The 20,180-nt window shown below is 57.3% G+C and carries 35 protein-coding genes and 1 tRNA gene; 8 read left to right on the forward strand and 28 right to left on the reverse strand.

The window, feature by feature from the left end; translation table 11 throughout:
- Positions 1–99: 99 nt before the first annotated feature.
- From HMPREF2692_RS06790 to HMPREF2692_RS06885, 21 genes are all read right to left on the reverse strand, one after another.
- Positions 100–444 (reverse strand): HNH endonuclease, encoded by a 345-nt coding sequence (locus tag HMPREF2692_RS06790; protein ID WP_070823133.1) that lies wholly within the window; start codon positions 442–444, stop codon positions 100–102.
- Positions 441–866 (reverse strand): hypothetical protein, encoded by a 426-nt coding sequence (locus HMPREF2692_RS06795; protein ID WP_070823136.1) that lies wholly within the window; start codon positions 864–866, stop codon positions 441–443. Before HMPREF2692_RS06795 ends, HMPREF2692_RS06790 begins: the two co-directional genes overlap by 4 nt.
- Positions 863–1,399, reverse strand: coding sequence for a hypothetical protein (locus HMPREF2692_RS06800; RefSeq protein WP_070823139.1), 537 nt, complete (start codon positions 1,397–1,399; stop codon positions 863–865). Before HMPREF2692_RS06800 ends, HMPREF2692_RS06795 begins: the two co-directional genes overlap by 4 nt.
- Before the next feature lie 4 nt (positions 1,400–1,403).
- Entirely contained in the window at positions 1,404–1,613 is a 210-nt protein-coding gene (locus tag HMPREF2692_RS06805) for a hypothetical protein (protein WP_070823141.1), read from the reverse strand.
- A complete protein-coding gene (locus HMPREF2692_RS06810; protein ID WP_070823144.1) occupies positions 1,610–2,041 on the reverse strand; it encodes a hypothetical protein in 432 nt (143 codons plus the stop codon). Before HMPREF2692_RS06810 ends, HMPREF2692_RS06805 begins: the two co-directional genes overlap by 4 nt.
- Positions 2,038–2,445 carry a hypothetical protein gene (locus HMPREF2692_RS06815; RefSeq protein WP_070823147.1) on the reverse strand — a complete coding sequence of 136 codons (408 nt, stop codon included), beginning with the start codon at positions 2,443–2,445 and terminating at the stop codon, positions 2,038–2,040. Before HMPREF2692_RS06815 ends, HMPREF2692_RS06810 begins: the two co-directional genes overlap by 4 nt.
- Before the next feature lie 10 nt (positions 2,446–2,455).
- The gene (locus HMPREF2692_RS12970) at positions 2,456–2,638 is read right to left on the reverse strand and encodes a hypothetical protein (protein ID WP_141755989.1); all 183 of its coding nucleotides are present in this window, start codon (positions 2,636–2,638) and stop codon (positions 2,456–2,458) included.
- Positions 2,639–2,843: 205 nt separating this feature from the next.
- Positions 2,844–3,161 (reverse strand): hypothetical protein, encoded by a 318-nt coding sequence (locus tag HMPREF2692_RS06825; protein ID WP_070823153.1) that lies wholly within the window; start codon positions 3,159–3,161, stop codon positions 2,844–2,846.
- 496 nt (positions 3,162–3,657) lie between these two features.
- On the reverse strand, positions 3,658–3,801 hold the full coding sequence (locus tag HMPREF2692_RS13135; protein WP_168166297.1) for a hypothetical protein: 144 nt from the start codon (positions 3,799–3,801) through the stop codon (positions 3,658–3,660).
- Entirely contained in the window at positions 3,798–4,070 is a 273-nt protein-coding gene (locus HMPREF2692_RS06835; protein WP_070823159.1) for a hypothetical protein, read from the reverse strand. Before HMPREF2692_RS06835 ends, HMPREF2692_RS13135 begins: the two co-directional genes overlap by 4 nt.
- 70 nt (positions 4,071–4,140) lie before the next feature.
- Positions 4,141–4,314, reverse strand: a complete 174-nt coding sequence (locus HMPREF2692_RS13140) for a hypothetical protein (protein WP_168166296.1) — start codon at positions 4,312–4,314, stop codon at positions 4,141–4,143.
- 9 nt (positions 4,315–4,323) lie between these two features.
- Complete coding sequence (locus HMPREF2692_RS06840) at positions 4,324–4,746, reverse strand: single-stranded DNA-binding protein (RefSeq protein WP_070823160.1); 423 nt, start codon at positions 4,744–4,746, stop codon at positions 4,324–4,326.
- Positions 4,743–4,982 carry a hypothetical protein gene (locus HMPREF2692_RS06845; protein WP_070732606.1) on the reverse strand — a complete coding sequence of 80 codons (240 nt, stop codon included), beginning with the start codon at positions 4,980–4,982 and terminating at the stop codon, positions 4,743–4,745. The genes HMPREF2692_RS06840 and HMPREF2692_RS06845 overlap by 4 nt, the downstream gene beginning before the upstream one ends.
- Positions 4,982–5,920 carry a hypothetical protein gene (locus HMPREF2692_RS06850; protein WP_070732604.1) on the reverse strand — a complete coding sequence of 313 codons (939 nt, stop codon included), beginning with the start codon at positions 5,918–5,920 and terminating at the stop codon, positions 4,982–4,984. Before HMPREF2692_RS06850 ends, HMPREF2692_RS06845 begins: the two co-directional genes overlap by 1 nt.
- A gap of 18 nt (positions 5,921–5,938) precedes the next feature.
- Positions 5,939–6,553: a DUF1281 family ferredoxin-like fold protein gene (locus HMPREF2692_RS06855; protein ID WP_070732601.1), complete on the reverse strand. Its 615-nt coding sequence runs from the start codon at positions 6,551–6,553 to the stop codon at positions 5,939–5,941.
- A gap of 10 nt (positions 6,554–6,563) precedes the next feature.
- Positions 6,564–7,484 carry a YqaJ viral recombinase family protein gene (locus HMPREF2692_RS06860; RefSeq protein WP_070823162.1) on the reverse strand — a complete coding sequence of 307 codons (921 nt, stop codon included), beginning with the start codon at positions 7,482–7,484 and terminating at the stop codon, positions 6,564–6,566.
- Positions 7,462–7,653 carry a hypothetical protein gene (locus tag HMPREF2692_RS06865; RefSeq protein WP_070732700.1) on the reverse strand — a complete coding sequence of 64 codons (192 nt, stop codon included), beginning with the start codon at positions 7,651–7,653 and terminating at the stop codon, positions 7,462–7,464. Before HMPREF2692_RS06865 ends, HMPREF2692_RS06860 begins: the two co-directional genes overlap by 23 nt.
- Positions 7,654–7,658: 5 nt before the next feature.
- Positions 7,659–7,922, reverse strand: a complete 264-nt coding sequence (locus HMPREF2692_RS06870) for a hypothetical protein (protein WP_070823168.1) — start codon at positions 7,920–7,922, stop codon at positions 7,659–7,661.
- The gene (locus HMPREF2692_RS06875) at positions 7,901–8,122 is read right to left on the reverse strand and encodes a hypothetical protein (RefSeq protein WP_070823171.1); all 222 of its coding nucleotides are present in this window, start codon (positions 8,120–8,122) and stop codon (positions 7,901–7,903) included. Before HMPREF2692_RS06875 ends, HMPREF2692_RS06870 begins: the two co-directional genes overlap by 22 nt.
- 79 nt (positions 8,123–8,201) lie before the next feature.
- The gene (locus tag HMPREF2692_RS06880) at positions 8,202–8,396 is read right to left on the reverse strand and encodes a helix-turn-helix domain-containing protein (RefSeq protein ID WP_070823174.1); all 195 of its coding nucleotides are present in this window, start codon (positions 8,394–8,396) and stop codon (positions 8,202–8,204) included.
- Positions 8,397–8,571: 175 nt separating this feature from the next.
- Positions 8,572–8,644 (reverse strand) — tRNA-Lys (locus HMPREF2692_RS06885).
- 328 nt (positions 8,645–8,972) lie between these two features.
- On the opposite strand from HMPREF2692_RS06885, the gene HMPREF2692_RS06890 reads away from it, so the two are divergent.
- Positions 8,973–9,452 carry a hypothetical protein gene (locus tag HMPREF2692_RS06890; protein WP_070823176.1) on the forward strand — a complete coding sequence of 160 codons (480 nt, stop codon included), beginning with the start codon at positions 8,973–8,975 and terminating at the stop codon, positions 9,450–9,452.
- A gap of 82 nt (positions 9,453–9,534) precedes the next feature.
- Here the strand turns inward: HMPREF2692_RS06890 and HMPREF2692_RS06895 are convergent, their stop codons facing one another.
- The 3 genes from HMPREF2692_RS06895 to HMPREF2692_RS06905 are packed head-to-tail and all read right to left on the reverse strand — an operon-like array spanning position 9,535 to position 10,820.
- Entirely contained in the window at positions 9,535–9,780 is a 246-nt protein-coding gene (locus HMPREF2692_RS06895) for a hypothetical protein (protein WP_070823178.1), read from the reverse strand.
- Complete coding sequence (locus tag HMPREF2692_RS06900; protein ID WP_070823181.1) at positions 9,781–10,542, reverse strand: antA/AntB antirepressor family protein; 762 nt, start codon at positions 10,540–10,542, stop codon at positions 9,781–9,783.
- 53 nt (positions 10,543–10,595) lie between these two features.
- Positions 10,596–10,820, reverse strand: a complete 225-nt coding sequence (locus HMPREF2692_RS06905; RefSeq protein WP_070729969.1) for a hypothetical protein — start codon at positions 10,818–10,820, stop codon at positions 10,596–10,598.
- Between the two features lie 68 nt (positions 10,821–10,888).
- Here HMPREF2692_RS06905 and HMPREF2692_RS06910 point away from each other — a divergent pair, with 68 nt between their 5' ends.
- From HMPREF2692_RS06910 to HMPREF2692_RS06935, 7 genes are all read left to right on the forward strand, one after another.
- Positions 10,889–11,224, forward strand: coding sequence for a hypothetical protein (locus tag HMPREF2692_RS06910; RefSeq protein ID WP_070823183.1), 336 nt, complete (start codon positions 10,889–10,891; stop codon positions 11,222–11,224).
- A gap of 238 nt (positions 11,225–11,462) precedes the next feature.
- A complete protein-coding gene (locus HMPREF2692_RS06915) occupies positions 11,463–11,921 on the forward strand; it encodes a hypothetical protein (protein WP_070823186.1) in 459 nt (152 codons plus the stop codon).
- The gene (locus HMPREF2692_RS06920) at positions 11,911–12,300 is read left to right on the forward strand and encodes an ImmA/IrrE family metallo-endopeptidase (protein ID WP_246823434.1); all 390 of its coding nucleotides are present in this window, start codon (positions 11,911–11,913) and stop codon (positions 12,298–12,300) included. The genes HMPREF2692_RS06915 and HMPREF2692_RS06920 overlap by 11 nt, the downstream gene beginning before the upstream one ends.
- A gap of 74 nt (positions 12,301–12,374) precedes the next feature.
- Positions 12,375–12,539, forward strand: a complete 165-nt coding sequence (locus HMPREF2692_RS13145) for a hypothetical protein (protein ID WP_168168026.1) — start codon at positions 12,375–12,377, stop codon at positions 12,537–12,539.
- A gap of 188 nt (positions 12,540–12,727) precedes the next feature.
- Positions 12,728–13,894 (forward strand): tyrosine-type recombinase/integrase, encoded by a 1,167-nt coding sequence (locus HMPREF2692_RS06925; RefSeq protein WP_070823192.1) that lies wholly within the window; start codon positions 12,728–12,730, stop codon positions 13,892–13,894.
- Positions 13,895–14,408: 514 nt separating this feature from the next.
- Positions 14,409–14,966, forward strand: coding sequence for a DUF4365 domain-containing protein (locus HMPREF2692_RS06930; protein WP_070823194.1), 558 nt, complete (start codon positions 14,409–14,411; stop codon positions 14,964–14,966).
- A complete protein-coding gene (locus HMPREF2692_RS06935) occupies positions 14,963–16,192 on the forward strand; it encodes a hypothetical protein (protein WP_070823197.1) in 1,230 nt (409 codons plus the stop codon). The genes HMPREF2692_RS06930 and HMPREF2692_RS06935 overlap by 4 nt, the downstream gene beginning before the upstream one ends.
- A gap of 495 nt (positions 16,193–16,687) precedes the next feature.
- On the opposite strand, the gene HMPREF2692_RS06940 is transcribed toward HMPREF2692_RS06935, so the two are convergent.
- From HMPREF2692_RS06940 to HMPREF2692_RS13150, 4 genes are all read right to left on the reverse strand, one after another.
- Entirely contained in the window at positions 16,688–18,322 is a 1,635-nt protein-coding gene (locus tag HMPREF2692_RS06940) for a CTP synthase (protein WP_070456092.1), read from the reverse strand.
- 193 nt (positions 18,323–18,515) lie between these two features.
- Complete coding sequence (locus HMPREF2692_RS06945; protein WP_061923922.1) at positions 18,516–19,046, reverse strand: NUDIX hydrolase; 531 nt, start codon at positions 19,044–19,046, stop codon at positions 18,516–18,518.
- A gap of 48 nt (positions 19,047–19,094) precedes the next feature.
- Positions 19,095–19,994, reverse strand: coding sequence for a trypsin-like serine protease (locus HMPREF2692_RS06950; protein WP_246815615.1), 900 nt, complete (start codon positions 19,992–19,994; stop codon positions 19,095–19,097).
- 28 nt (positions 19,995–20,022) lie between these two features.
- Positions 20,023–20,175: a hypothetical protein gene (locus HMPREF2692_RS13150; protein ID WP_162839576.1), complete on the reverse strand. Its 153-nt coding sequence runs from the start codon at positions 20,173–20,175 to the stop codon at positions 20,023–20,025.
- Between the last annotated feature and the right edge of the window lie 5 nt (positions 20,176–20,180).

A 20,180-nucleotide genomic window follows, 5' to 3' on the forward strand; every position in this document is an offset into this window, starting at 1 on the left:
GATATCAGGTGTCTACCAAACAGGGGTCAGGTCCAAGACCGCAAACAGTGGTTGTCCCATGGGGGCTACTCGTCGAGTAGTTTCTGCGGTTCGGATTCGCTAATCATCATTTGCTCCGTCCATAAGGAATGTTGGTTGAGTGTCGGTCACGACGATTAGGCCGTGTCGTTGGGCAAGCCTGAACGTCATGTTCTTTGCGGCGAGCCTGCTGGGGATGAGCATGAGCTGCTGGCGAAATTCTTCCGGCGTGTAGGTCACCTTGTATCGGTTGCACAGTCGGCATGCGGGGACGAGGTTGTCCGGGTCATCGGTGCCACCTAGGTAGCGTGCGTGCACGTGGTCTACCTGCATGATGTTGTCTCCACGCCTACCTGGTTCTAGCGGCGTTCCGCAGTACGCGCAGCGACCATCGAACTCTGCGCGGATTAAGTCGCGGTCAATCACGGTTCCATCACCTCCGGCTGGCCGACTAGTCGTCGTACGATTCGTGTTTCTTGTCCGGGGTGGTCGCGGAGAGCGCGGACTTCTTGTACGGCTTCGCTATCCTGCCAGCGATTTTCCCACGATGGGCGGCTGTATTTCCACCCGTCCGGGGTTTTGTATTGCACCGCGTATTCCCAGTCGCCTGCCGATGGTGTGCCATCTGGGTTCCATGTGCGGGGCAGGTCAGGGCGCGTGACGCAATCTTCAAGCCTCGCACGGTTATCGCCGTAGAGTGGGTCAAGAAAGATCGCGCCATGCTTAATCTCGCCAGTGCTGTAGAAGTCACGCATATAAATCACGGGGCGCGGATTATGCGGAACGTTCACCCACGCGCCGACGTAATCGTCGCGCTCCTGCGGCGTGAGGTCATCAAGAGTGGTCATGCGTACCACCCCCAGCGGAGTACCGTGGTAGGGCCTCCTGCTAGTTCCTCGTCGGAGACTGTAGTGCCAAAATTGTCCGTCCAACTATCCAGCTCATACTTCATATAAGGGGGACATATGTTGCTCGCCACGATGGTGCCCGACGGCGCGTTCTCGTAGTCCTCAACGGTGGTTAGCGTCTCCGGGTGTTCCGGTCTGCTGATTTCGCGGAGTTCGTATCGCTTCCTGTTCGGGGTGAGGTGATTCGGGTTTTCCAGCACCGGCGCGTAATACCGGTTTATATCAGCTACGTCGAAAACTCGGATAAGGCCATCCCGCACGCCCACCATGGTTACCTCGTTCCCATCGAGGTCTACGGCCCCGGCTAGGTAGTGCTTATCGAAGTCCCATTCCACGTCCGCCATTGTCGGCGGGGTTGTGTTAGCCAAGATGTATTCCATCGCGGCGGTCACATCCGTTCTGCGATCCGCCCTCGGTATAGCCTTAATCTTCTCCGCCCACTCACGGGCAAGGCGCTCTGTGTTATCGATCATTGCGTTATATCCATTCATATCCGAGGTCTGTCTCAGTAATTCCGAGCTGCTCGATTAGCTCTCCCACCGTGTAGGTATCACTGCTTTCTAGCGCGTTGGCAAGCGTCCACATATCCCTCTGGATTTGCTTTCCGTCTAGGGTGTAGTAGTCGTTTCGTGCGGCTTCTCCGTAGGCATGTAGAGCTTGGGTTACTGCTTGTACGATTTCGCTCATTCGCCCCACCCCCAGCGGAGGATTTTGTATGGGCCGCTGATTGCCATTTGCTTATCGTCGAGTAGGTCGAGATGATTTTCCCAGCGCTCGGGGGAAACTTTTTGGAATGCGTTTCCTGTGGGTGCGGCAACGATGGTGCCCTCTGGCGCTGTTCTGAAGTCCTTCATGGTGGTGAGTTCTACCGGGTCGATGGTGAGGTCATCGGGGTCTACCCATTCCCAGTTTGCACCGTCGATGTTGTCGTCTTTTTCGATGGCAACCCGGACAAAGCCATTTCGGTTTGGATATGCGCTGCAAATGATTCCGCGCCCGTACTCTGGGTGTGTTGCCCACCTGCCAAACAAATTTTCCTTGGGTAGCAACTCGCGGATTGCGTCAAGGTCTCCCGCCTTGATTAGCGCGATTGGGACTTCAATGGTTTTAGTCATTGGTGGTCTCCTAGCGGTTCGATTTTGTAGCGCTGAGCGGTGTTGTACGTGTACCCGGTCGGGACGCGAAAGGTGATGTAGTCGAACCCGTCATCATCTGGATCGAAGTCGAGGCGGGCGGCGCGGATGCTGTCAGCCCCCGGCCAGTAATGGTTAGTCATTGTGTGCCTTTCGGTTGGAGATTTCGGAGATTTAGTCAGCTTGAGTGGGGCGATGATTTCAACGTCGCAGTCGTCGGTTCGTAGCCAGCGGGTTCCGTTGAGGAACCACCAGGCTTCTAGGTCGATGTCGCTGTGGCTGCGGACGACGAGTTGTGGGAGGCTGCCGCATACGGAGGCGAGGAATGGTGCTCCGGCTGGGGCGTAAAGCGGGTTGGGGCTGATGGTGATTTTTGGTAAGTGCATGTGGGTTCCTTTAGCGGTAGCGGAATACGGGGCGTGGGTTGGAGGGGTGGCGGCTTGAATGTCGCTTGACGGGTATGGCGCCCAATTGGCGGGCGCAGGCGCGGCCCACGATGGTGTGTTGGGCTTCGGTGAGTTGGCCTTGTTCGGTGCGGGTGACTAGCCGGTCGATGAGGCTCGGAAAGGTGGTAGGCATTTGAGTCCTTTCAGGTATGGGTCGTTGTTGAGGGCGAGGTGGTTTGCGGCGTGGAGGGCTTCGGGCCAGGTTTTGAACTGGCGGTTGAAGGGGAATCCGTATGGCAGGGCGAGCAGGCCTGAGCGCTCTAGGATGTGCCATCTCCGAGTCCCGTCGTGGCGGATCGTGGATCGCACGAGGAATCGTGGCTTGGTGAGGCGTCGCATCAGAAGGGTCCTTTCATGGGTTGGTGGGTGCATTTGGCGACGGTGCCGTTAGCGACCTTCACGTAGCCGAGGTCGTCGCATTGGGTGCAGGCGTCGATGGCTGCGCGGCGTTGGGTCTTGGCTTCGGCGTTGGTGTGGGTGGTTTGTTCGGTTTCCCAGGCGTCGTTGATGAGGGTGCGGAGCAGCCCGGGGCCTTTGGGGTTGGGGCGGGCATTGAATTTTCGGGTTCCGGTGGCGATGGCGGATTCGGAGATTCCCGCTTGGCGGGCGCGGCGCGTAGCGTCCGCTAGCCCGTCGAGAGTTAGGCTGCCAGCCACTTGCCCATCCCCTTGATCACCGTAAGTTGGCTGGCTACCTGTACCCCCTATATTGGTCGGGTCGGGACGGGACGGGACGGGTATGGTACCGGACATTTCGGTGACTCCCTCAAATGTCCCCTCGGTAGACATTCCGGGGACTCCCCCGGGGACATTTTGGCGATTGCGCTGGTTATCGAGTTTTTGGCGGCGCGATTTGCGTTTCTTTTCGCGCCAAACTGCGCGCTCTTCCTCACGCTCTTCGCGACTCGGTTGGTAGTCAAGCCATGATCGAAATGAGTAGCATTTCGCACCCAAATCGGATCGTGTTTCGACCCATAAACCACACTCAATTAGCGCACGAATCTGACTAGGAGTGCCCTTCAACGCCTTCACACGAGACGCCGGAATCACCCCATCCGTCTCATGCTTCGAGCACCAGGAACCAGACTTCACCCATAGCCCAATAGCCGCATTAGAAAGATTCTCCACCTTCGGATGGTCATAGAAACCATCATCAACTTTGAACCAAGTAATTTTCCTCCCCTCCTTCCAATTTGTAAGTAATCGTTGCGATGGCCAGGACCACGGCGGGGTTAATCACCACACCGTGGCGTGCCGCGCAGGCAATAGCCACGTAGGCGTGGTCTTGGATATTCATGCCGCGCGCGTAGCTTCTTTGACGAGTTCGCCTTCGAGGCGTCTTCCGGTCGTGGTGTACGTCCAGGTGCTCTGCCCTGGCTCGCTAGCCCGCTTGTTGGGGCGGATGAGCTCATGGCGTTGTAACCAGCGAATCGCGGCATCAGGCATATCATCCAGCGGGCGCTTGATAGCGATCATTGTTCGCAAACCGCGTGGGATAGTCCGGCGGCATTCATTAACGGAGTTTGGGTTCTTGACCACTTTGGGGTTCGGCTCGCCGTAAGTCATAAAGGGTCCTTTCATAGGGGCTAATAGGAAAGCCCCGCTGTGGACTATTGGGGTCCTAGCGGGGCGAAAATCAGTCAGAATCGGGCGATTCGGTTGGGAACATGCGGCGAAGCCGCGCGCGTTGCACGCCAGTCAGCTTCACGCCGTTATCGTCGGCAAAAGCCAGGATTTCCTCGGCGGATACACCGGCGGTGGCCTCACGAGGCAGGCGCGTAATAGCCGCCATTGCATCGGGATTAGTCATGGGCTCCACCTAGAACGGCGGCTCACTGGGGCCAGTAGACAAACCAGCCGAAGGCGGCGCGTCCGAAGTTGCAACCTCCGCCAGCGAGGCAAAGACACTCTCCGCCCGGAACTCCGTCTTGTACCGATTCTCGCCCTGCTGGTTCTGCCAAGAGCGCTGCAGCAGGCGGCCATGCACAACAACGTGCGAACCCTTTCGCAGCACCTCGGTTGCCCACGCGGTCCACGGGATGACATCCCCGTTATCGAACTTCTTATCCCACAGCACCACGTCCACGACAGAGCGCGCGGAGGTCACCCACGTTGCCTGCTGCTGGTCGTAGTACTTCGAGGATTGAATCAGCGTGAAATTCACAACCGGTGTGCCAGACGGGGTGTAGCGCAGATCCGGATCCGCCGCGAGGTGACCGGAGCGGTATTCATAATCAATCATTTTTCGTCCTCCTTATAGATGCATTGCTCCATGAGGAAAGACCACGCCAGAGATACGTGTTTCGACCACACCTCCGGGCTTTCGTTTTCGTTGATGATTGTGGCAAAGGCTCTCAATAATGCACCTGCTGCTTGACCTCTAGTCACTTCATCGTCTGCGCAGACGGTGACGCTGGAAATACTTCCCAGCTTTTCGGAATGGACGTTGACATCGAACGCATCAATCACCTCGGCCATTACCGTTCACCGCCTGCGATTTCGTTCCAGCGGTCGCGGGCCATCCGCAGAGCCTCATCCGGAACGGACGGATCCTGCTTGAGCTCTTCCGCGAAGGCGTTAACTTGGTCGGTGGTGGTGAGCCCAGCCAAGGCGGACTTTAAGTCCGCGAGTAGTTGATCATCGTCCGGCGAAGTAGCAGGCTGGGATTCAATTTCAGCGGGCTGCTCCTCCGTAGCCTCTTCACGAGCCGTAGAGCGGCCGAGCGCGGCCTGTAGCCCATCGGCTCCACGGCCTGGACGATCCGTGCGAGTAGCTTTCGCCTTCACAGTTGCTGGCCGATCTTCGAGCTGCAGCTCCTCAACCGACATCGGAACACCCTCGAGTACGTCGGCAGCCATGCGGCGGCATACCGCCATCGCAGCCTTAGCGTAGAGCATCTCCTGCGGCTGCGACTTGTACTTCGGATTAGACGTGAACCCGGCGGCCTTCGCGCGCTCAATGTCCCAGGTGGAATCAAAGACTTTATCCGAGCCTCGGCGACGCCCGTAGACTGTTACCGAATTGGTGGTCTCCTCGCCTACCCATACTTCATGCCCGCGGGACTGTACGAGCGCTACAGCGGTGCGAGCATAGATGGAAGGTTGGCCATGAACCGTGAACACATTCTGCAAGGATTTGGCGATGCCGAATCCGAGAGACGCGCCGAATACGGCGGCGGCCATCGCCTTAGCGATTGCGACGTCCTCGCCCTGGGCGGGGCCGTTCTTTTTCGGCTGGTGCGTAGGCAGGTAAATGTCTGGCACCATGCCTCCCTTAATCAAGGTGGGTACCACGCGGGCGGCCTTTTCGATGACTTCCAACTCGCGGTCAATCGCATCAATCGACGCGTTAGCGAAGTCAGTCTTTGCGGTTTGGATTTCAGCCTTAGTCGGCTCGTAGGTAGCAATTTCAGACATGCTTAGTCCTTTCTGTGGTTAGTTGGCGTCAAGCCAAAAAGGGTCAAAAGTAGGCTCGTCACCAATTAGGTGAGCAAAGCCGGGGAGAATATCGAAGGGGTCATAATCACGGGAATCGTTCTCCGAGGCTGGGAAATCCTCGCTATATTCCAGCGGCTCGCCCCGCATGACGAGGCAGTCCCAGTTCGCGACCCAGGCGCCATCGTCAGCCATGAGAGCGGCCGGGGATGGGACCTTTTCTAGGTTCCGGATGTAGTAAGCCCCGCGCTGCCCGTATCCGAGATCTTCTTCGGCGTAGATGACCGCGAAGGTCACGCGTGGAAGCAGTCGGGAAAGCTCTTCGATGATGGGCTCCGGGTGCTGCCAGGCGGTATCAAACGCGATCTCGCACAGCTCGTCTTTAACGACGGTGTGCTTCGCGCTCCATTTAGTGCCCCAGTGCGCGCGCGACCATTCAAACCATTTACGCGGGTTCTCCATCTCCATCATCGAGATACTGAGGGTATCCATCCATGGGGGCATTGGGATGAGGCGATTAAAATCAACCTCCCCCTCATCATCGAGCAGTATTTCCTTCACTTCGGCGAAGTGCGCCGGGTTGACGCGGATCCGGTTAGTAATCCAGTTCGGCATATTCTTCTCCTTAGACCGCGAGGTCGGCTTTCTTGTTGAACTGGACATAGGGCGTCTTTCCGCTGCGCGAGCGCCGGTCGGCAATCTTGGTTGTGCCCACGCGGGCATACTTCGCATTGCCCATGAGCTCCGCCAGTTCGGTCTTTGCCAGCTGGGCGGCGCGTACAGCTTCATCGGCGCCCACGATGGCGTCGAGCCAAGCCACCGCCTGCGCGTGGTCCAACTGAACTTCAGCCTCCGGGTCAATATCCGGGTGCAAACCGCGCACCGTCTCATAGGTAGACAGCGAGTCATCTAGCTCGGGGGCTTCACCAGTCTTGGTGGACACATAGATTTCTGCCAGCTGGTCAACCAGCGCGGCGAAGAGATCCTCACGCCATTCAATCTCGTGAATCTCCGGCTCCGAGAAAGGCCCCAACACCACAATCGACGCCTGGTGAATACCGCTCACACCCATCTGGTACAGCACCTGGGTGAAATAATCAGCCGGCACCGCGTTTTCCTCACCCGGGCGGCCCCAATCATCCAGCGTCATCGCGGTCTTACACTCCACGATGTGGAAGCGGTCGGGGCTGCTCATTCCCTTCTTGCGGTTCAGCGCGCGCCGGTCAATAGTAGCGAGGTTCGGGAATGGGAGATCGTCGTTCGTGTAGGCGATTTCCCGCGTGCCACGGCGGGCAACATTCAACTGCCAGCCGGGGTGCTTATGCAACCACCAATCAGCCAGGGAAGCCTCGGCAATATGCCCCCAAGCGGCGCGATCCGGGTCCATCATGTCAACGTCAATCAGACCGGCGAGCTGGTGCCACGCGGCATACTGCGAGGTGAAACGCGAGACGCCGAGCAGCGCCGGCGCTTTCGACGCGGTAACAATTTTCGCCCACTCCGGCGTGCCGGGCTTGGGTGGGTTAGCGAGAATACGTGATGTCATAATGAAGTTTCTTTCGATTGCGGTTGAGGTAGGTCTCAACAGTCGAATAAGTCAGGCCGTAGACCTTGGCGAGGTGGAAGATGGAAGCAGCGACCGGGTCGCCACAGCTGCGCAAAAAGTTGAATTCCTCAACCAAAATGGATTTGCTTTCAAGACGGATAGGCGTCATGCATGTCATGCGCGGCGGCCTTTCTGCTGGTTGAGTTTGTCTAAAAGCTCGTCAAAGTGGCCCGCCTGCACGGTAGGCTTCGGCGTCTTTTCGGCGCTCGGTTCTTCGCTTGGGGCTATCAAGTTCGCCATGAGTCGGTGTTGTCGCCCGAGGTAGTCCCACAGGGCGTCAAGATCACGTGATACGCGGCGGATGAGCAGACAGTTCAGCAGGCAGACAAGAGTCAATGCCGCCCACACCAGCGTGTCTAGAATTTGCGCGGCATCCATCGCCCCTCCTTCCCCATCGCAGTAAGCGCCGCCATGCCCTCGCTGGTGATTTCGCGAACGCGAAGCTCATGGTTCACAGTCGTCAGGGCCACGAGCCCGAGGCGTTCGAGTTCATGCAGGCGGGATTTATTGCGGATCCGCTTACCGCGCGCGATAGACAGCAAGTCCTCACGCGTCGTAGTTGAAAGCTGGGAGGTCATAGCACGCATCCCTCGATAAGAATTCCGAGAAATACGGCGGTACCGAATACCGCTCCGAGCGCGTAGTCCTTGAGGTGGCTCATGCGACACCTGCCGGCTCCACTAGGGAATCGATGACCCGGCGCGGGAATACGACCCGGGCGCCAACAGTGATGGGGTGAAGGTGATCGACTTTCCCTTGCACCACGTGGCGATAAAGCGTGCGGGTGCTTACCCCAAGGATTTCGGAAGTTTCGGCCACGGAGTACGTTCGGGCCTGTTTGCTAGGATTCATAGCGTCCTCTTTTCAAGTTTCGAGTGGGCATGACTAAGACCCCGGGTGCTGGTATCACCCGGGGTCTCGTCGATTGAATGGGGAAAGTGGCAGCGCGCCAGCGCGGGGCAATGCAATACCGCGCCATAGGGCTTGCTTAACGTGTCTAGGCACACGCGGTTAACCACTTTCCGCGTTCTCCGCCCGGGACTCGAACCCGGAACCCGTGGATTAAAAGTCCACTGCTCTACACATTGAGCTAACGGAGAAAAAGGGGGCATGCAGCAACGCCTCTTTGCTGACAGGAGCGCAAAGTCATGAGCGCGCTTTAGGGCGAATGTAGAAACCCCATTAACATGCCCCCAAGTACCCCGGCCAGGAATCGAACCCGACATAAACCGCACCAGCGGCGAGGCATCTATAACACCAACATCAACGAGCGGTTGGTGAGCTAGTAGGAAAATCGCTCCACTATTCAGTTTTCAGTCAACACGGCCTACGGTTTCCTCATCTATCCCCAAGTGAGGAAGATCCGCGGCCTGGTGCCCGGGCGACGGCTTGCACGTCGCTGCCTGCTAGTCGGGCTAAAATTGCGGAATGACCACAGAAAATTGGATTGCTATTGCTGCTGCCCTTATCGCCTTTGGGTCTTTTATCGCCTCCGCTTGGCAAGCGCATTTAGCTCACAAGTCGCAAAAGTCATCCGCGGAATCTGCCAAACGATCACTTAATGCCGCAGAATTGGCCTCAAAATCTCAAGAACGCATCGCTGCAGTTTTGGAGAAGATGGAATCCAAGTACTCAACTCCTTGGGAGGTGGAGCACTTCAAAGGCGATACATACACACTTCGAAATGCCTCAGACGAGGAAGCACTCGACGTCAAGTTCGGAACCGACAGCCCCGTCACCGTCGGAGAAACTCACGCGTACGAAAGGCTCGCGCCGGGAGACGAAGTTTCATTTATGTACGTGGCGGATATGAACTGCGGGCATCGGATCGTTGTTGAATGGAGGCGTCCGTCGGAAACGGAGCCTCGTGTTTGGAATGGGTTCGTCCCGTCCAAACCACGTAGCTAAGACAACAAATCGTGCCAATAGCTGACAGAACAGTGACAATGAAACAAACCAATGTGATCAATTCCATGAGTAAATTCCTTTCTTAAGCAGCAACTTTGCTGGAAAATTCCGAGTAGACAGCTTTGGAAATCTGTTCGTACAAAGGCGTTTCCATTCCCAGCACCGCGCCCGTGTATTTGCACACGATCCGCACGTTTGCCATGACGCACTCGCCATCGTCATAAAGATGCAAATCCGCCAGCCAGGTCTTGCCATTTGCGACAACCTCATAGGAATGCACGCTGGCGAAACCATCGTGTTCGCTACAACCGACGTACTTCACTCGCATCTAGACCACCTCCAGCTGGATCTGGTCAGAGCCGCCCAACAATTTGTGAAGCTCATGCAGCCCCTTCGGTGTAATCCGAATCGTCGGTGCTGGCTGCTCCCACTCGCCGGTACGCTCATTCATAAACGGTGACGACAACTTATGAACCAGCCGGCCAGTATTAATACCCTTATCCTGGTACGCCTCCCAATGAGCACGCTTACCCGCCGTGCGAAAAATCCACCGCTGCTCACACATAAACGCAAACAGCTTATTCCGCCCAATACTGATATTCGGATCCCGACTCAACGTCTTAGCAGCACCAGCCACACTGTAATCACCACCAGGCGCAGCCAAATACGTCCACGACTTCGCCGCAGGCTCCAACTCCCGAGTCTTAGCCTCCAACTCCTTAATCGTGTTATCAGCAACCTTGATAGCCCGGGCCATGAGCTCTTCTGGTGACAGCTGCGCTGGTTCCTTAGCCCGGCGTTCACATTCGATGAAGTACTGACGGGCCTGCTTGCCCTTCTCGGTGCGCTGAATCATGGAAATTTCCTTAGCCATGTCCAGCGACACGATGTGGTCGATACGTGGGCGACCACCTGCGGGGGAAGTATTCCCCGAAATTGGGGAAAAGTCCTGACCTGCGACAAAGCCATACGCGGTCATGTCCTTGAACCACGTCGTATAGTCCTTACCGATGCCCAGGAAGGCGTGTAGGTCGCGGCCCATGACGGCCTGAATGCCGTCGCGGTCTTGAATGGGGATTAGTTCACTCATGGTGTATTCTCCTAAGTAGGTTTTTGGATGCCCCGCTTCGGCGGGGTTTTCTTTTATGCGGCGGCTTCGGCGGTTTCGATGACCATGCGGTCGAGGGGGATTCCGGTGAGTTGCTTCAGGCGCATGAGGGTGGCGATGCTCGGCGCGGATTTGCCGGCGCGGTAATTGCGGATGGTTACCCCGGTGAGGTTCAGGAATGCTTGACCTAGCTGGTCATCGGAGCGGGAGCCGGTTAGCTCGATGGCTTTGTCAAGTACGGCGGGATTAAGTCGAATCATGTTCACCTCCCTGGTGGTTGTGGTTCACTTTCTTCAGGGCTGCTGCCCTGGAAAGTGAGGTGATTTAAATGTTGAAGTTCGAGCACATAACCGGATTGAATGTTGAGGGTGTTGCCCCGGCCGAAGATCTGATTGATTCCATTCGGGAAGCCCGTGCTGAGGGCGGCGACCCGGCACCCGGGTTAGCTCTTGCGCTGGTTAAGGTGATTGCCGAGTTGGAGACGGCGAAGAAGTCGATTGCCGACCTGGAAGAGCGGATGGAGTCGACGCAGCTCTACGTCATTGGCCTTGAGACGCGCCTCGTTGAGAGCGGCCTCCGCTTCGGCGACCCGGCTGCGAGCATCAATCCGAGTGCCACGCCCGACGGCGAGTCCCTTAACCCCAGCGGTGACCTCTCGAAGTAGGTCATCAATTTCTTTCGCGGTGTAGTACCTCTTGCCCGGAAGATTCACGGTCACCTCCGGCGTGCCAGCGCCGGGGGTTTCCTTGTTTTCGCGGTTCATATTCACCTCCTTGCCTGTTTGACGTGATGTTTGACAGTATGGCAAGCGGGTTGCCGCTTTGTCAAGTTGTTTAAAAAACTTTCACGTTTCCGCAGGTAGCCAATTTGCCAATATGGCAAGGGTGGGTTACGATGTAGCTATGAAACACACCGAATGGCTCAATCAGATTTCAAAGGATGGCGCGGTTCACGCCATCGCCCAGCGCGCAAAAATCGTCCCCCGCACATTCGCCCGCCAGGTGGAGCGCGGAGAAATCTCCGCCGAAAACGTCATTGCCATTGCCATCGCCTACGGCGCGCACCCGGTTCGTGCCCTGGTTGATACCGGCTATTTGGATGAGAAGTACGCGCGCACGGTCGACCCCATGACCGCCCTACGCAGTGTCACCGAGGACCAGTTAGCTGACGAGGTCCTGCGCCGCATGAAACGCGGCCTCAAGACCGACGAGTTCACTACCGACATCAATGAAGTTGAGGCGCGACGACGTTCGAAGCAGCAAAAGACCGTGTCCACCCCGGATGATTCAATGCCTGAGTCGGCGGTCGCGGATGATTCGCCGGATGAAGATGAAATGCGAGGTGATCCATTTGACGATTAATGCCGTCGACCTCCACCGGCTCGCTGAGTCGATGGGGGTCACTCTGCGGCGGCACAACGGCGGCAAGAAAGGATGGTACGACCACGCGACGCGCACCATCTCGACGCGGCGCGGCATGAGCATCCATCAATACCGTTCCACGCTGGCACACGAGCTCGGCCACGCCCACTACGGCGACGAGCGCACCGGCAATGGGTACTACGACCAGCGTCAAGAAAAGCGCGCATGGGATTTTGCCGCCGGTTTGCTCGTCCACCCCGCCGACCTAGCCGCCGCAGTCGCCTGGCACGGCTGGCACATCCCATCACTAGCCGACGAATTAGAGGTCACCCAGCACCTCCTGAACCACTACCTGGCGGCACAAATGCGCGCCGCCTAACCCGCCTGGACCACAGCACCCACGCCAACGTCCTTAAACTTGACCACCCCAAATTCTCCGAAAGGAACTCCATCATGGATATTCTTCAGAACATCGCCGACTACAACATGAACGAATGGGCCGAAGCCACTGGACTACCAGGTGCAACTATGGTCCCCGCCGCTATCGGCATTTTCGTCGTTGGTCTCGCCCTCTACCTCGGCGTTGACCCACTGGTAGACGCACTGTCGAGTAACTAAAACGTAGGAATGCCTTCGCGGAGCTGAGCTCAATACGCGAAGGCACCCTAGGCCCAACGGGGGGAATGTGGGCCACAGTCATCATAAAGTAAACCGGCCCCTGGCGCTCAACATGTGGAAGTCGCGAGCACCAAGGACCGGTGACATCAGACCAACAAAGTAATGACCTGACAGGAGCAGTGTATCTAATGGCCATCCAAAAACGTCTCAACAAGGCCGGTAAAGAGGTTTTCATCGCCCGGTGGCGCGACCCCGCAGGTAAGGAACACTCTAAAAGCTTTCCCCGCGCGCGGCAGGCCAAGGCCTACGTCCAGGATATGGAGCGTGCGGTGCGGCGCGGTGAGTACATCGAGGATACTGGTGTGACTGTCAAGGAGCTGGTGCAGGAGCGGATGCAGCAGGCGGTGAATAAGTCCACTCGGAATGGGCGTGGCATGTTGCTGGCCAACTTGGGAGATTTGGGAGACATGCCGGTGTTGTCGGTGAAGCCGTCGCATGTGCGGGAGTGGATGCAGGTGCTGGAGAAGGGCCGGCCGTGGGCTGATGATAGGCCGCTGGCCGCCTCAACTATCAGCATGCTGGCCGCGATTCTCCACGGGGTGTTTTCTCAGGCGGTTTTTGATGATGTGGTGGGGCGTCATCCGATGCGCGGGGTGAAGATTCCACGTAAGGAGGTCGGCGCTGAGCGTGCGGACATTCCGACGGTCGAGGATGTGCAAGCGCTGATTCGGGCGGCGCGTGGCACTGGTGTGGGGCGTGCCCCGAATTTGACGTTGGCGGCGATGATTCAAGTCGCGGCGGAAACTGGCCTGCGTGCCGGGGAGTTGTGTGGCCTGCGGGTGCGGAATGTGAATTTTCTGCGTGGTGAGGTGCATGTGGTGGAGCAGATTAATCAGCGCACTGGCGAGTTCGCGCCGTTGAAGACGGAGGCATCTAGGCGTGTGGTGCCGATTGGGCCTGCCACGGTGGCGGTGATTGAGGAGCAGTTGCGGCGGGTGCCGCGTGGCCCGGAGGAGACGGTGTTTTGCACCAGGGTGGGTAGGCCCTTGTCGTCGTCGAGTGTGTCGGCTCAATTTAGGAGGTTAGCGCGGGCTGCTGGTGTGGCGACGACGTTTCACGGGTTGCGGCATTTTTATGCGTCGTCGTTGATTGGGGCGGGGGCGTCGGTGGTGATGGTGCAACGGGCGTTGGGGCATGCGTCGGCGTCGATGACGTTGGATGTGTACTCGCACCTGTTTCCTGGTGCTGGTGAGGGGCTGCGCGGGATGGTGCCTCAAGTGCGGGATTTGTGCGGGATTTCGGGTGGTGACGAGGGCGCTGGGGACGGCGTTCGTGCTGGTAGCGGGGGCGTTTAGTGGGTTGTGGGTGTACTACGACTGCTAATTCGGCGGGAAATTGTACTTCTGAGCAGAAGCTGCTTGTAGATCCCCGAACCTATACGAAACCCAGACTCCTCGCTTGAGCAGTCTGGGTTTCTCCTATTAGATGGGTTCATTTTCCGTCGAGCCCCGAAGGCCCCTCGATAGGTAACAGTTTCAGCAACCGAACCAAATAGGCGCTCGAGCTCTTTGCAGGCTCACAAATGACAACGGAGTTGAGGTCTATACGGGTTCTTGAATCCCGTGATCGACACGTCAAGCTTTTCGGATCCAGTCATGCTGCCACAGCACTAATTTCGCTCAATAGTGAAACATAGCAAATTTAAAGATCCACTGATACGGTTCTTCTCCAAGAGGCTTGAAGCAGAAGTTACGGCGAGCATTACGTGCATATTGTCATCGGTAGGTAATTTTCGATGCGCCAACGGAAAACAAGTTTAATACCTCAATCCCCCACCAAAGAACTAAGTGGCTACTAGAATTCTCAAATATGGCTACATTGGCGATCAAACCTGGATACGAGGACGTATGGGTTCGCGGTCGTCCTACCCGCTGCACTGAACTTAAAGAAGTGTTTCAAGCAGGAATTATTCACGCCATTGCAGGGGCCGCCGGCTGTGTAGCCAAAACAGAGATTATCGATTCGGGAATTGATGTCACTATCACCCACGAAATAGCCGGTCCCCGCGACCGACTAACAATTAACCTGCAACTTAAATGCACCGAAAGTGGCAACAGCAACGACGACTTCGTGAAAGTTCGCGTGCCTAAGCGGCGATATGACGACTACCGATACGAGGGCAAACATGAGCCTCTGATACTTGTCGCCCAGCTCATCCACTCTGAGGTGGACGAATGGGTTGGCCATGCCAATTCGCTGACGCACTTTAGCGCCCGCAACTACTGGGTAAACCTCACCGGTAAAAGTGCTTCTAAAATAGCCGGTAATGGTGACGTTACTGTAAAGGTCCCGACTGAAAATGTTTTCGACGATGCTGCACTCGTTGAACTGTTTGCCCTACACCGCAAAGGGGAGCTTCCGCTATGAACAACACGCTCCTCAACTTCGAAGCACTTGAATTAACATTGGCCGAGCTCGCATGGGAACAGCAAACCGGTGAAAATCCGCACGTGTCTTTGTGGGTACCGTCTCCCACTGCGAAACTTGAGCCTACGGTAAATCGAGACGAAGCAGGAATCTTTCTTCCCAGCAACCCAGAAGCACCCGATTTCCAACGAATAGCCCAACGCGCGTTAGCCGCATTGATAGAGCTCAGTGCAGCCAACGTTCTAGAAGAGCTCGCAACCTCCCAATTACGCCTTGAGCGAGCCCTCGACAAGTTCGTCGTGTCAACAGACGGACCGACTGTTCGTAATGGCGTTATCGGCTGGCGAGTAGGTGCAAACCTCGTCACTGGACTCAGCGAAGTCCTTTCCTCTGGTGCTCGTGCAGCACATCAAAATTTACGTTGGTACAGCGGAGCAAGCAATGTCATCGCCAATAACTATCTTGATTCTTGTTTCATGGGCCAAACCGAGGTGGGAAGCTACATTGTCAAGGCGTTTATACCAGCACAGGCTAGTGTAGCGGTAAGCAACAGCAAGAAAGCAAAGAAGCAATCACAAATAAGCACCCGTGAAGTGTCCGAAATCGTGCTTGCTTCAGTTCAAGCCACAAAAGAGGTCCTCGAGGAGTTTAGCGAACACCACAACCCCGAGGCATTCGAGTGGGCAGCGACCCAGGGTGTCTCCGTGGAAATGCTAAGCGGGGTCAAAAACTTAGTTAATGCCGAGGAAACCGAACTCTCAGTGGAGTTTATGCGGCTAGGAGCTGAAAAAGCCAAAAGCTCACCGCGCCAAAGTTCGGTTGTATTTGAGCCGACTCTTCGGGAAGCATTAGAGGTTGGGGTCTCGACGTTGAAGAAACAACCTCGGCCGACCGAACTGAGAGTTACGGGTGAAGTCATTGGACTTATGAGGGAATGGGACGAACCAAATTCACGGCGAATAAAAATGCGCGGAAAAGGCCCTAAGGGAAAGTTACGGGTTTACACTGTGCATTTGAACGAAGCCGACTACGATAGGGCAATGAAAGCACACCAGCAGCAACTTCTTTTCGAGGTCAAAGGTCTTGCCGAGAAGGGACGTTTTGTGAAGGTACAAGGAGCACGGGTAACAAACGCATCCGTCAGCGAAGACAAGGAAAACCGTCGCCGCCGGAAAACCGGCGAAGCCCCTGGGCAACTTGAGCTTCTCGACTTTCGCCACCAGTAATCACTAAAGAATTGCGTTCTAACGTCTGAAGGACTAACGGCCTAGAGTAAAATTGAGGCAGCATACGATAAGCCGATCGTACGAATTCTAAATAGCTGCATTACGGATGCACCATATCGTTTACGGCACGCTCTGAGCATGCAATACCGCGCTAACTCGACCATTTCTTAGTAGCAGCACAAGAGAGGGAAAAGTCCGTCTTTACTTGGACTAGCACTTACCTAATCTCGTCAACATGGACTTGAAGTGGGGCGTGTCTTGACTCCCCGTCCCTAGAATGATCGCTTGCAAGTTTTAAAAGAACGTAAATCAACCAGCGCAAATGAAATCCCTCTGGAGACGAAAGCTTTCCAGAGGGATCTACTATTTTTAGTGCCCCGATGTGAGCAGTTAGCACGGCTGAGAGTGGTATACCTGCATTCGAACCATCGAAGCGGCGCGAAATCGCCGGTTTAGAGGACTTCGATGGTTCGAATGCAGGTTTCTCGCCTAGTGCTAGCTCAGCGCCGCTGCAATCAGCCCGTCAAAGAGCGGGTGCGGTTTCGTTGGGCGCGACTTGTATTCGGGGTGGGCTTGGGTGGCCACCATGAATGGGTGCTCAGGGTACTCCACGAATTCGACCAGGTTGCCGTCGGGCGAGGTGCCGGAGAAGACCAGGCCGGAGCCTTGCTCGATCTGCGCACGGTAGGCGTTGTTGACCTCGTAGCGGTGGCGGTGGCGCTCAGAGACCTCAGTGGTGCCGTATGCCTTCGCCACGACGGAGTCTTCAGCGAGCACAGCTGGATAAGCGCCCAGGCGCATGGTGCCGCCGAGATCCGCCTCGCCGGAGACGGCCGCCTGCTGCTCCTCCATCGTGGCGATGACTGGCGCAGAGGTCTCGGGGTCAAACTCTGTCGAGGAGGCGTCGGCAATGCCTGCCTGGCGGGCCGCCTCCAGCACGGTGCACTGCAGACCCAGGCACAGGCCCAGGAAAGGAATCTTGTTCTCTCGGGCGTAGCTCACCGCGGCGATCTTGCCCTCGATGCCGCGCACTCCGAAGCCGCCTGGCACCACGATGGCGTCGAGATCGCCCAGCGGAGTGGCTGAGTCTGCTTCGCAGTCATCCGAGGTGATCCACTTGATTTTCGCCTTCGCGTGGTGAGCAAAGGCCGCATGCCGGATTGCCTCTGCCACGGAAAGGTACGCATCCTGGAGGTCGATGTACTTGCCCACGATGCCCACGGTGACCTCATGACGCGGGTTGCGGACGCGATCCAGTAGCTCGCCCCATTGGGTCCAATCCACATCGCGGAAAGGCAGGCCTAGTTTGCGGATGACGAAGGTGTCCAGGTGCTCGCGGTAGAGCACCTCCGGGATGTCATAGATGGACGGCGAGTCAGGGCAGGACACCACGCCTTCTTCCTCGACGTCGGTCATCAGCGCAATCTTGTGTTTTAAGCCATCCGGAACGTCGCGGTCACACCGCAGCACCACTGCGTCCGGCACGATGCCGATGGAGCGCAGCTCCGCCACGGAGTGCTGGGTCGGCTTCGTCTTCAGCTCCCCCGAAGTGCCGAGGTATGGCACCAACGAGCAGTGGATGAAGAAGATATTCTCGCGGCCGACGGCATGACGTACCTGCCGTGCGGCCTCCAGGAAGGGCTGCGATTCGATATCGCCCACGGTGCCGCCGATTTCGGAGATGACCACGTCCGGCACATTGCCGGAGGCATCGGGCGCGGCCATCGCGAGCACGCGATCCTTGATCTCATCGGTGATGTGCGGGATGACCTGCACGGTCTTGCCCAAGTACTCGCCACGGCGCTCCTTCGCGATGACCGAGGAGTACACCTTGCCCGTGGTCACATTCGCGTTCTTCGTGAGGTTGCGGTCCAAGAAGCGCTCGTAGTGGCCCAGGTCGAGGTCGGTCTCGGCACCGTCTTCGGTGACAAAGACTTCGCCGTGCTCGAACGGGTTCATGGTGCCTGGGTCGACGTTGAGATATGGGTCGAGCTTCTGCATGGTCACCGAGAGTCCGCGGGCAGAAAGCAGCTGACCCAGCGATGCCGCTGTTAAGCCTTTGCCCAGGGAGGAGACAACTCCTCCGGTGACGAAAATGAATTTGGTGTTCTGGTTGGAACGAGGTGGCATGGAATGCACCTTTCGAGGAATTTGATTGCTGATGCGGCAAGCTCAGCGCAACGAGACACCCCTTGAAGATCAAAAAATCCGCGGGACGCCTCGCGCGGCGACCTACGGATCTTCAGACTATCACCAGCCATCAAATAGAAACAATTAGCTGACAGAAATCCAGGTTGGAGGTGGTTTTGGGCATACGCGATTGCTAGTTGCGTTTTACAAATCCCATGCGGGGGCGAAAGCCCTTCGGATGCTTCATTTGTGCCACGGCATCACCGATCAGCATACGGTTACGGGCGCTTACCGAAGCCGGCATTTGGGCCACGGAGAACCACTGCGCCGCAAGGTTTTCCTCGTCAGAGACCACCGGCTCCGCGCCTTCTGGAACCGAAAGCCGCAGTGCGGTGGACATGAACATGCACTCGTCGCCATTGTCGTAGGTGACAGGGCCTACCTGCCCCACGCCAAGCAGCGCTTCCGCGGTGGCATCGAGACCGACTTCTTCCTTGACCTCACGGATGGCTGTGGTGGTGATTTCCTCGCCAGGCTCGCAGATGCCCTCGACGGGCGCCCAGGTCTCATTATCGGCGCGTTGCACCAGCAGCACCGATGGGACTTCCCATAGCGCCGCGTTCATGGGAACATCGCGGACAATAACTGCGGTGCACGCTGGCAGGAATAGCTGCTGGTGGCCCACCTTCTCACGGAGGTTGAGGATGTATTCAGGGGTTGCCATGCCTACTACCCTAGCCGCTTTCTTTGTCCGCTTTTGGCCGCGCCCGCGCTAGGCCGCCTGCGCTATTTCAGAGCCCAAAATCTCCGGGATGAGCGCTACGATATCGGCTGCAGGGGTAAAGGAAAGCTCCATGTCCGACGCTTCGGCGCACTGACCTTTTAGCTCCTGCGTGGTGCCAGAGACTACGCCGACGATTGCGGGTCCTCCTGGCAGTTGGGCGTACATCGGCCCGCCGGAATCGCCTTGGGTACCGCACAGGCGCGCCCGAGCGGCCGTGGTTTCCATGCGGATCTCGCCGGACTTCAGCCCGCCCTTTTCCGGGCCATGGCTTAGCTCGCCACAGGTCTCCCCAGTGATCCGCCCTAGCTTGCACAGCTGTTGTGGGAGCTCGCCCGTTGTGGCCACGCCGGCCTCCATGTATTTCGGCGTGTAGTAACCCACGTCGGCATGCAGCTCGATGAGCGCGAAGTCGAGGCCGTGGGTGGTATCGGAATACAAGTCCGAATAGACCACTTCCCCGATTGGTTCTGCCGGGAAAGTAAAGGTGCGATGCGCGTTTCCGGCCCACACACGGTCGCCGGGTTTGCCGCAGTGCGATGCGGTCACCGCGAAGTTGCGGCCATCTTCCAGCGAGAAAGACCACGCTGCGGTGCACATCTGGAAGTCAAAATACTCTCCTGGTTTCGGTTCCTGGGCGGAGATATCCAACGCGGTTCCCGCCGGCATGGGCGAGAGCGCAGGCCGCGAGGTACCGGGGCTCGCGGCGGGGTTTTCCGGCTGCGCTGGCGTGGCTTCCGCGTCACCCTCGTTGTTTACCTGAGCATCGCTTTCCGACGCCTCCGGTGCGGCGGATTCGCCAGTGAGGGTGGCCGCGGCGTCGCCAAGCGCGTGCTGCACCGTCTGCGTGGGGATCAAAGAGCAGCCGCCGAGGCCAATTGCTAAAGCCACGGCGGCTGCTATCTGTGGTACCCGCGAGCTAGACCGTGCCATCACCATCGGTGTTCTTGTCTGCTTCGGAAGCTTGCTTGTTTTCCTTTTCCATCTCCGCCATCTCCTTGAGATCGCGGATGAACTTCTCTGGATCGAACTCGGTGAAGTATTCCGGTCCGGAGAACTGTTCCTGTGCCATCTTTT

It is taken from the genome of Corynebacterium sp. HMSC036D03 (genome assembly GCF_001836185.1).
In the GTDB taxonomy this organism is placed as follows: Bacteria; Actinomycetota; Actinomycetes; order Mycobacteriales; family Mycobacteriaceae; genus Corynebacterium; species Corynebacterium simulans.

Coding starts and splice junctions, on each gene's coding strand:
- HMPREF2692_RS06795 (WP_070823136.1), bottom strand. CDS start 866: ATGACCACTCTTGATGACCTCACGCCGCAGGAGCGCGACGATTACGTC.
- HMPREF2692_RS06800 (WP_070823139.1), bottom strand. CDS start 1,399: ATGATCGATAACACAGAGCGCCTTGCCCGTGAGTGGGCGGAGAAGATT.
- HMPREF2692_RS06805 (WP_070823141.1), bottom strand. CDS start 1,613: ATGAGCGAAATCGTACAAGCAGTAACCCAAGCTCTACATGCCTACGGA.
- HMPREF2692_RS06810 (WP_070823144.1), bottom strand. CDS start 2,041: ATGACTAAAACCATTGAAGTCCCAATCGCGCTAATCAAGGCGGGAGAC.
- HMPREF2692_RS06815 (WP_070823147.1), bottom strand. CDS start 2,445: ATGCACTTACCAAAAATCACCATCAGCCCCAACCCGCTTTACGCCCCA.
- HMPREF2692_RS12970 (WP_141755989.1), bottom strand. CDS start 2,638: ATGCCTACCACCTTTCCGAGCCTCATCGACCGGCTAGTCACCCGCACC.
- HMPREF2692_RS13135 (WP_168166297.1), bottom strand. CDS start 3,801: ATGAATATCCAAGACCACGCCTACGTGGCTATTGCCTGCGCGGCACGC.
- HMPREF2692_RS06835 (WP_070823159.1), bottom strand. CDS start 4,070: ATGACTTACGGCGAGCCGAACCCCAAAGTGGTCAAGAACCCAAACTCC.
- HMPREF2692_RS13140 (WP_168166296.1), bottom strand. CDS start 4,314: ATGACTAATCCCGATGCAATGGCGGCTATTACGCGCCTGCCTCGTGAG.
- HMPREF2692_RS06840 (WP_070823160.1), bottom strand. CDS start 4,746: ATGATTGATTATGAATACCGCTCCGGTCACCTCGCGGCGGATCCGGAT.
- HMPREF2692_RS06845 (WP_070732606.1), bottom strand. CDS start 4,982: ATGGCCGAGGTGATTGATGCGTTCGATGTCAACGTCCATTCCGAAAAG.
- HMPREF2692_RS06850 (WP_070732604.1), bottom strand. CDS start 5,920: ATGTCTGAAATTGCTACCTACGAGCCGACTAAGGCTGAAATCCAAACC.
- HMPREF2692_RS06855 (WP_070732601.1), bottom strand. CDS start 6,553: ATGCCGAACTGGATTACTAACCGGATCCGCGTCAACCCGGCGCACTTC.
- HMPREF2692_RS06860 (WP_070823162.1), bottom strand. CDS start 7,484: ATGACATCACGTATTCTCGCTAACCCACCCAAGCCCGGCACGCCGGAG.
- HMPREF2692_RS06865 (WP_070732700.1), bottom strand. CDS start 7,653: ATGACGCCTATCCGTCTTGAAAGCAAATCCATTTTGGTTGAGGAATTC.
- HMPREF2692_RS06870 (WP_070823168.1), bottom strand. CDS start 7,922: ATGGATGCCGCGCAAATTCTAGACACGCTGGTGTGGGCGGCATTGACT.
- HMPREF2692_RS06875 (WP_070823171.1), bottom strand. CDS start 8,122: ATGACCTCCCAGCTTTCAACTACGACGCGTGAGGACTTGCTGTCTATC.
- HMPREF2692_RS06880 (WP_070823174.1), bottom strand. CDS start 8,396: ATGAATCCTAGCAAACAGGCCCGAACGTACTCCGTGGCCGAAACTTCC.
- HMPREF2692_RS06890 (WP_070823176.1), top strand. CDS start 8,973: ATGACCACAGAAAATTGGATTGCTATTGCTGCTGCCCTTATCGCCTTT.
- HMPREF2692_RS06895 (WP_070823178.1), bottom strand. CDS start 9,780: ATGCGAGTGAAGTACGTCGGTTGTAGCGAACACGATGGTTTCGCCAGC.
- HMPREF2692_RS06900 (WP_070823181.1), bottom strand. CDS start 10,542: ATGAGTGAACTAATCCCCATTCAAGACCGCGACGGCATTCAGGCCGTC.
- HMPREF2692_RS06905 (WP_070729969.1), bottom strand. CDS start 10,820: ATGATTCGACTTAATCCCGCCGTACTTGACAAAGCCATCGAGCTAACC.
- HMPREF2692_RS06910 (WP_070823183.1), top strand. CDS start 10,889: ATGTTGAAGTTCGAGCACATAACCGGATTGAATGTTGAGGGTGTTGCC.
- HMPREF2692_RS06915 (WP_070823186.1), top strand. CDS start 11,463: ATGAAACACACCGAATGGCTCAATCAGATTTCAAAGGATGGCGCGGTT.
- HMPREF2692_RS13145 (WP_168168026.1), top strand. CDS start 12,375: ATGGATATTCTTCAGAACATCGCCGACTACAACATGAACGAATGGGCC.
- HMPREF2692_RS06925 (WP_070823192.1), top strand. CDS start 12,728: ATGGCCATCCAAAAACGTCTCAACAAGGCCGGTAAAGAGGTTTTCATC.
- HMPREF2692_RS06930 (WP_070823194.1), top strand. CDS start 14,409: ATGGCTACATTGGCGATCAAACCTGGATACGAGGACGTATGGGTTCGC.
- HMPREF2692_RS06935 (WP_070823197.1), top strand. CDS start 14,963: ATGAACAACACGCTCCTCAACTTCGAAGCACTTGAATTAACATTGGCC.
- HMPREF2692_RS06940 (WP_070456092.1), bottom strand. CDS start 18,322: ATGCCACCTCGTTCCAACCAGAACACCAAATTCATTTTCGTCACCGGA.
- HMPREF2692_RS06945 (WP_061923922.1), bottom strand. CDS start 19,046: ATGGCAACCCCTGAATACATCCTCAACCTCCGTGAGAAGGTGGGCCAC.
- HMPREF2692_RS13150 (WP_162839576.1), bottom strand. CDS start 20,175: ATGGCACAGGAACAGTTCTCCGGACCGGAATACTTCACCGAGTTCGAT.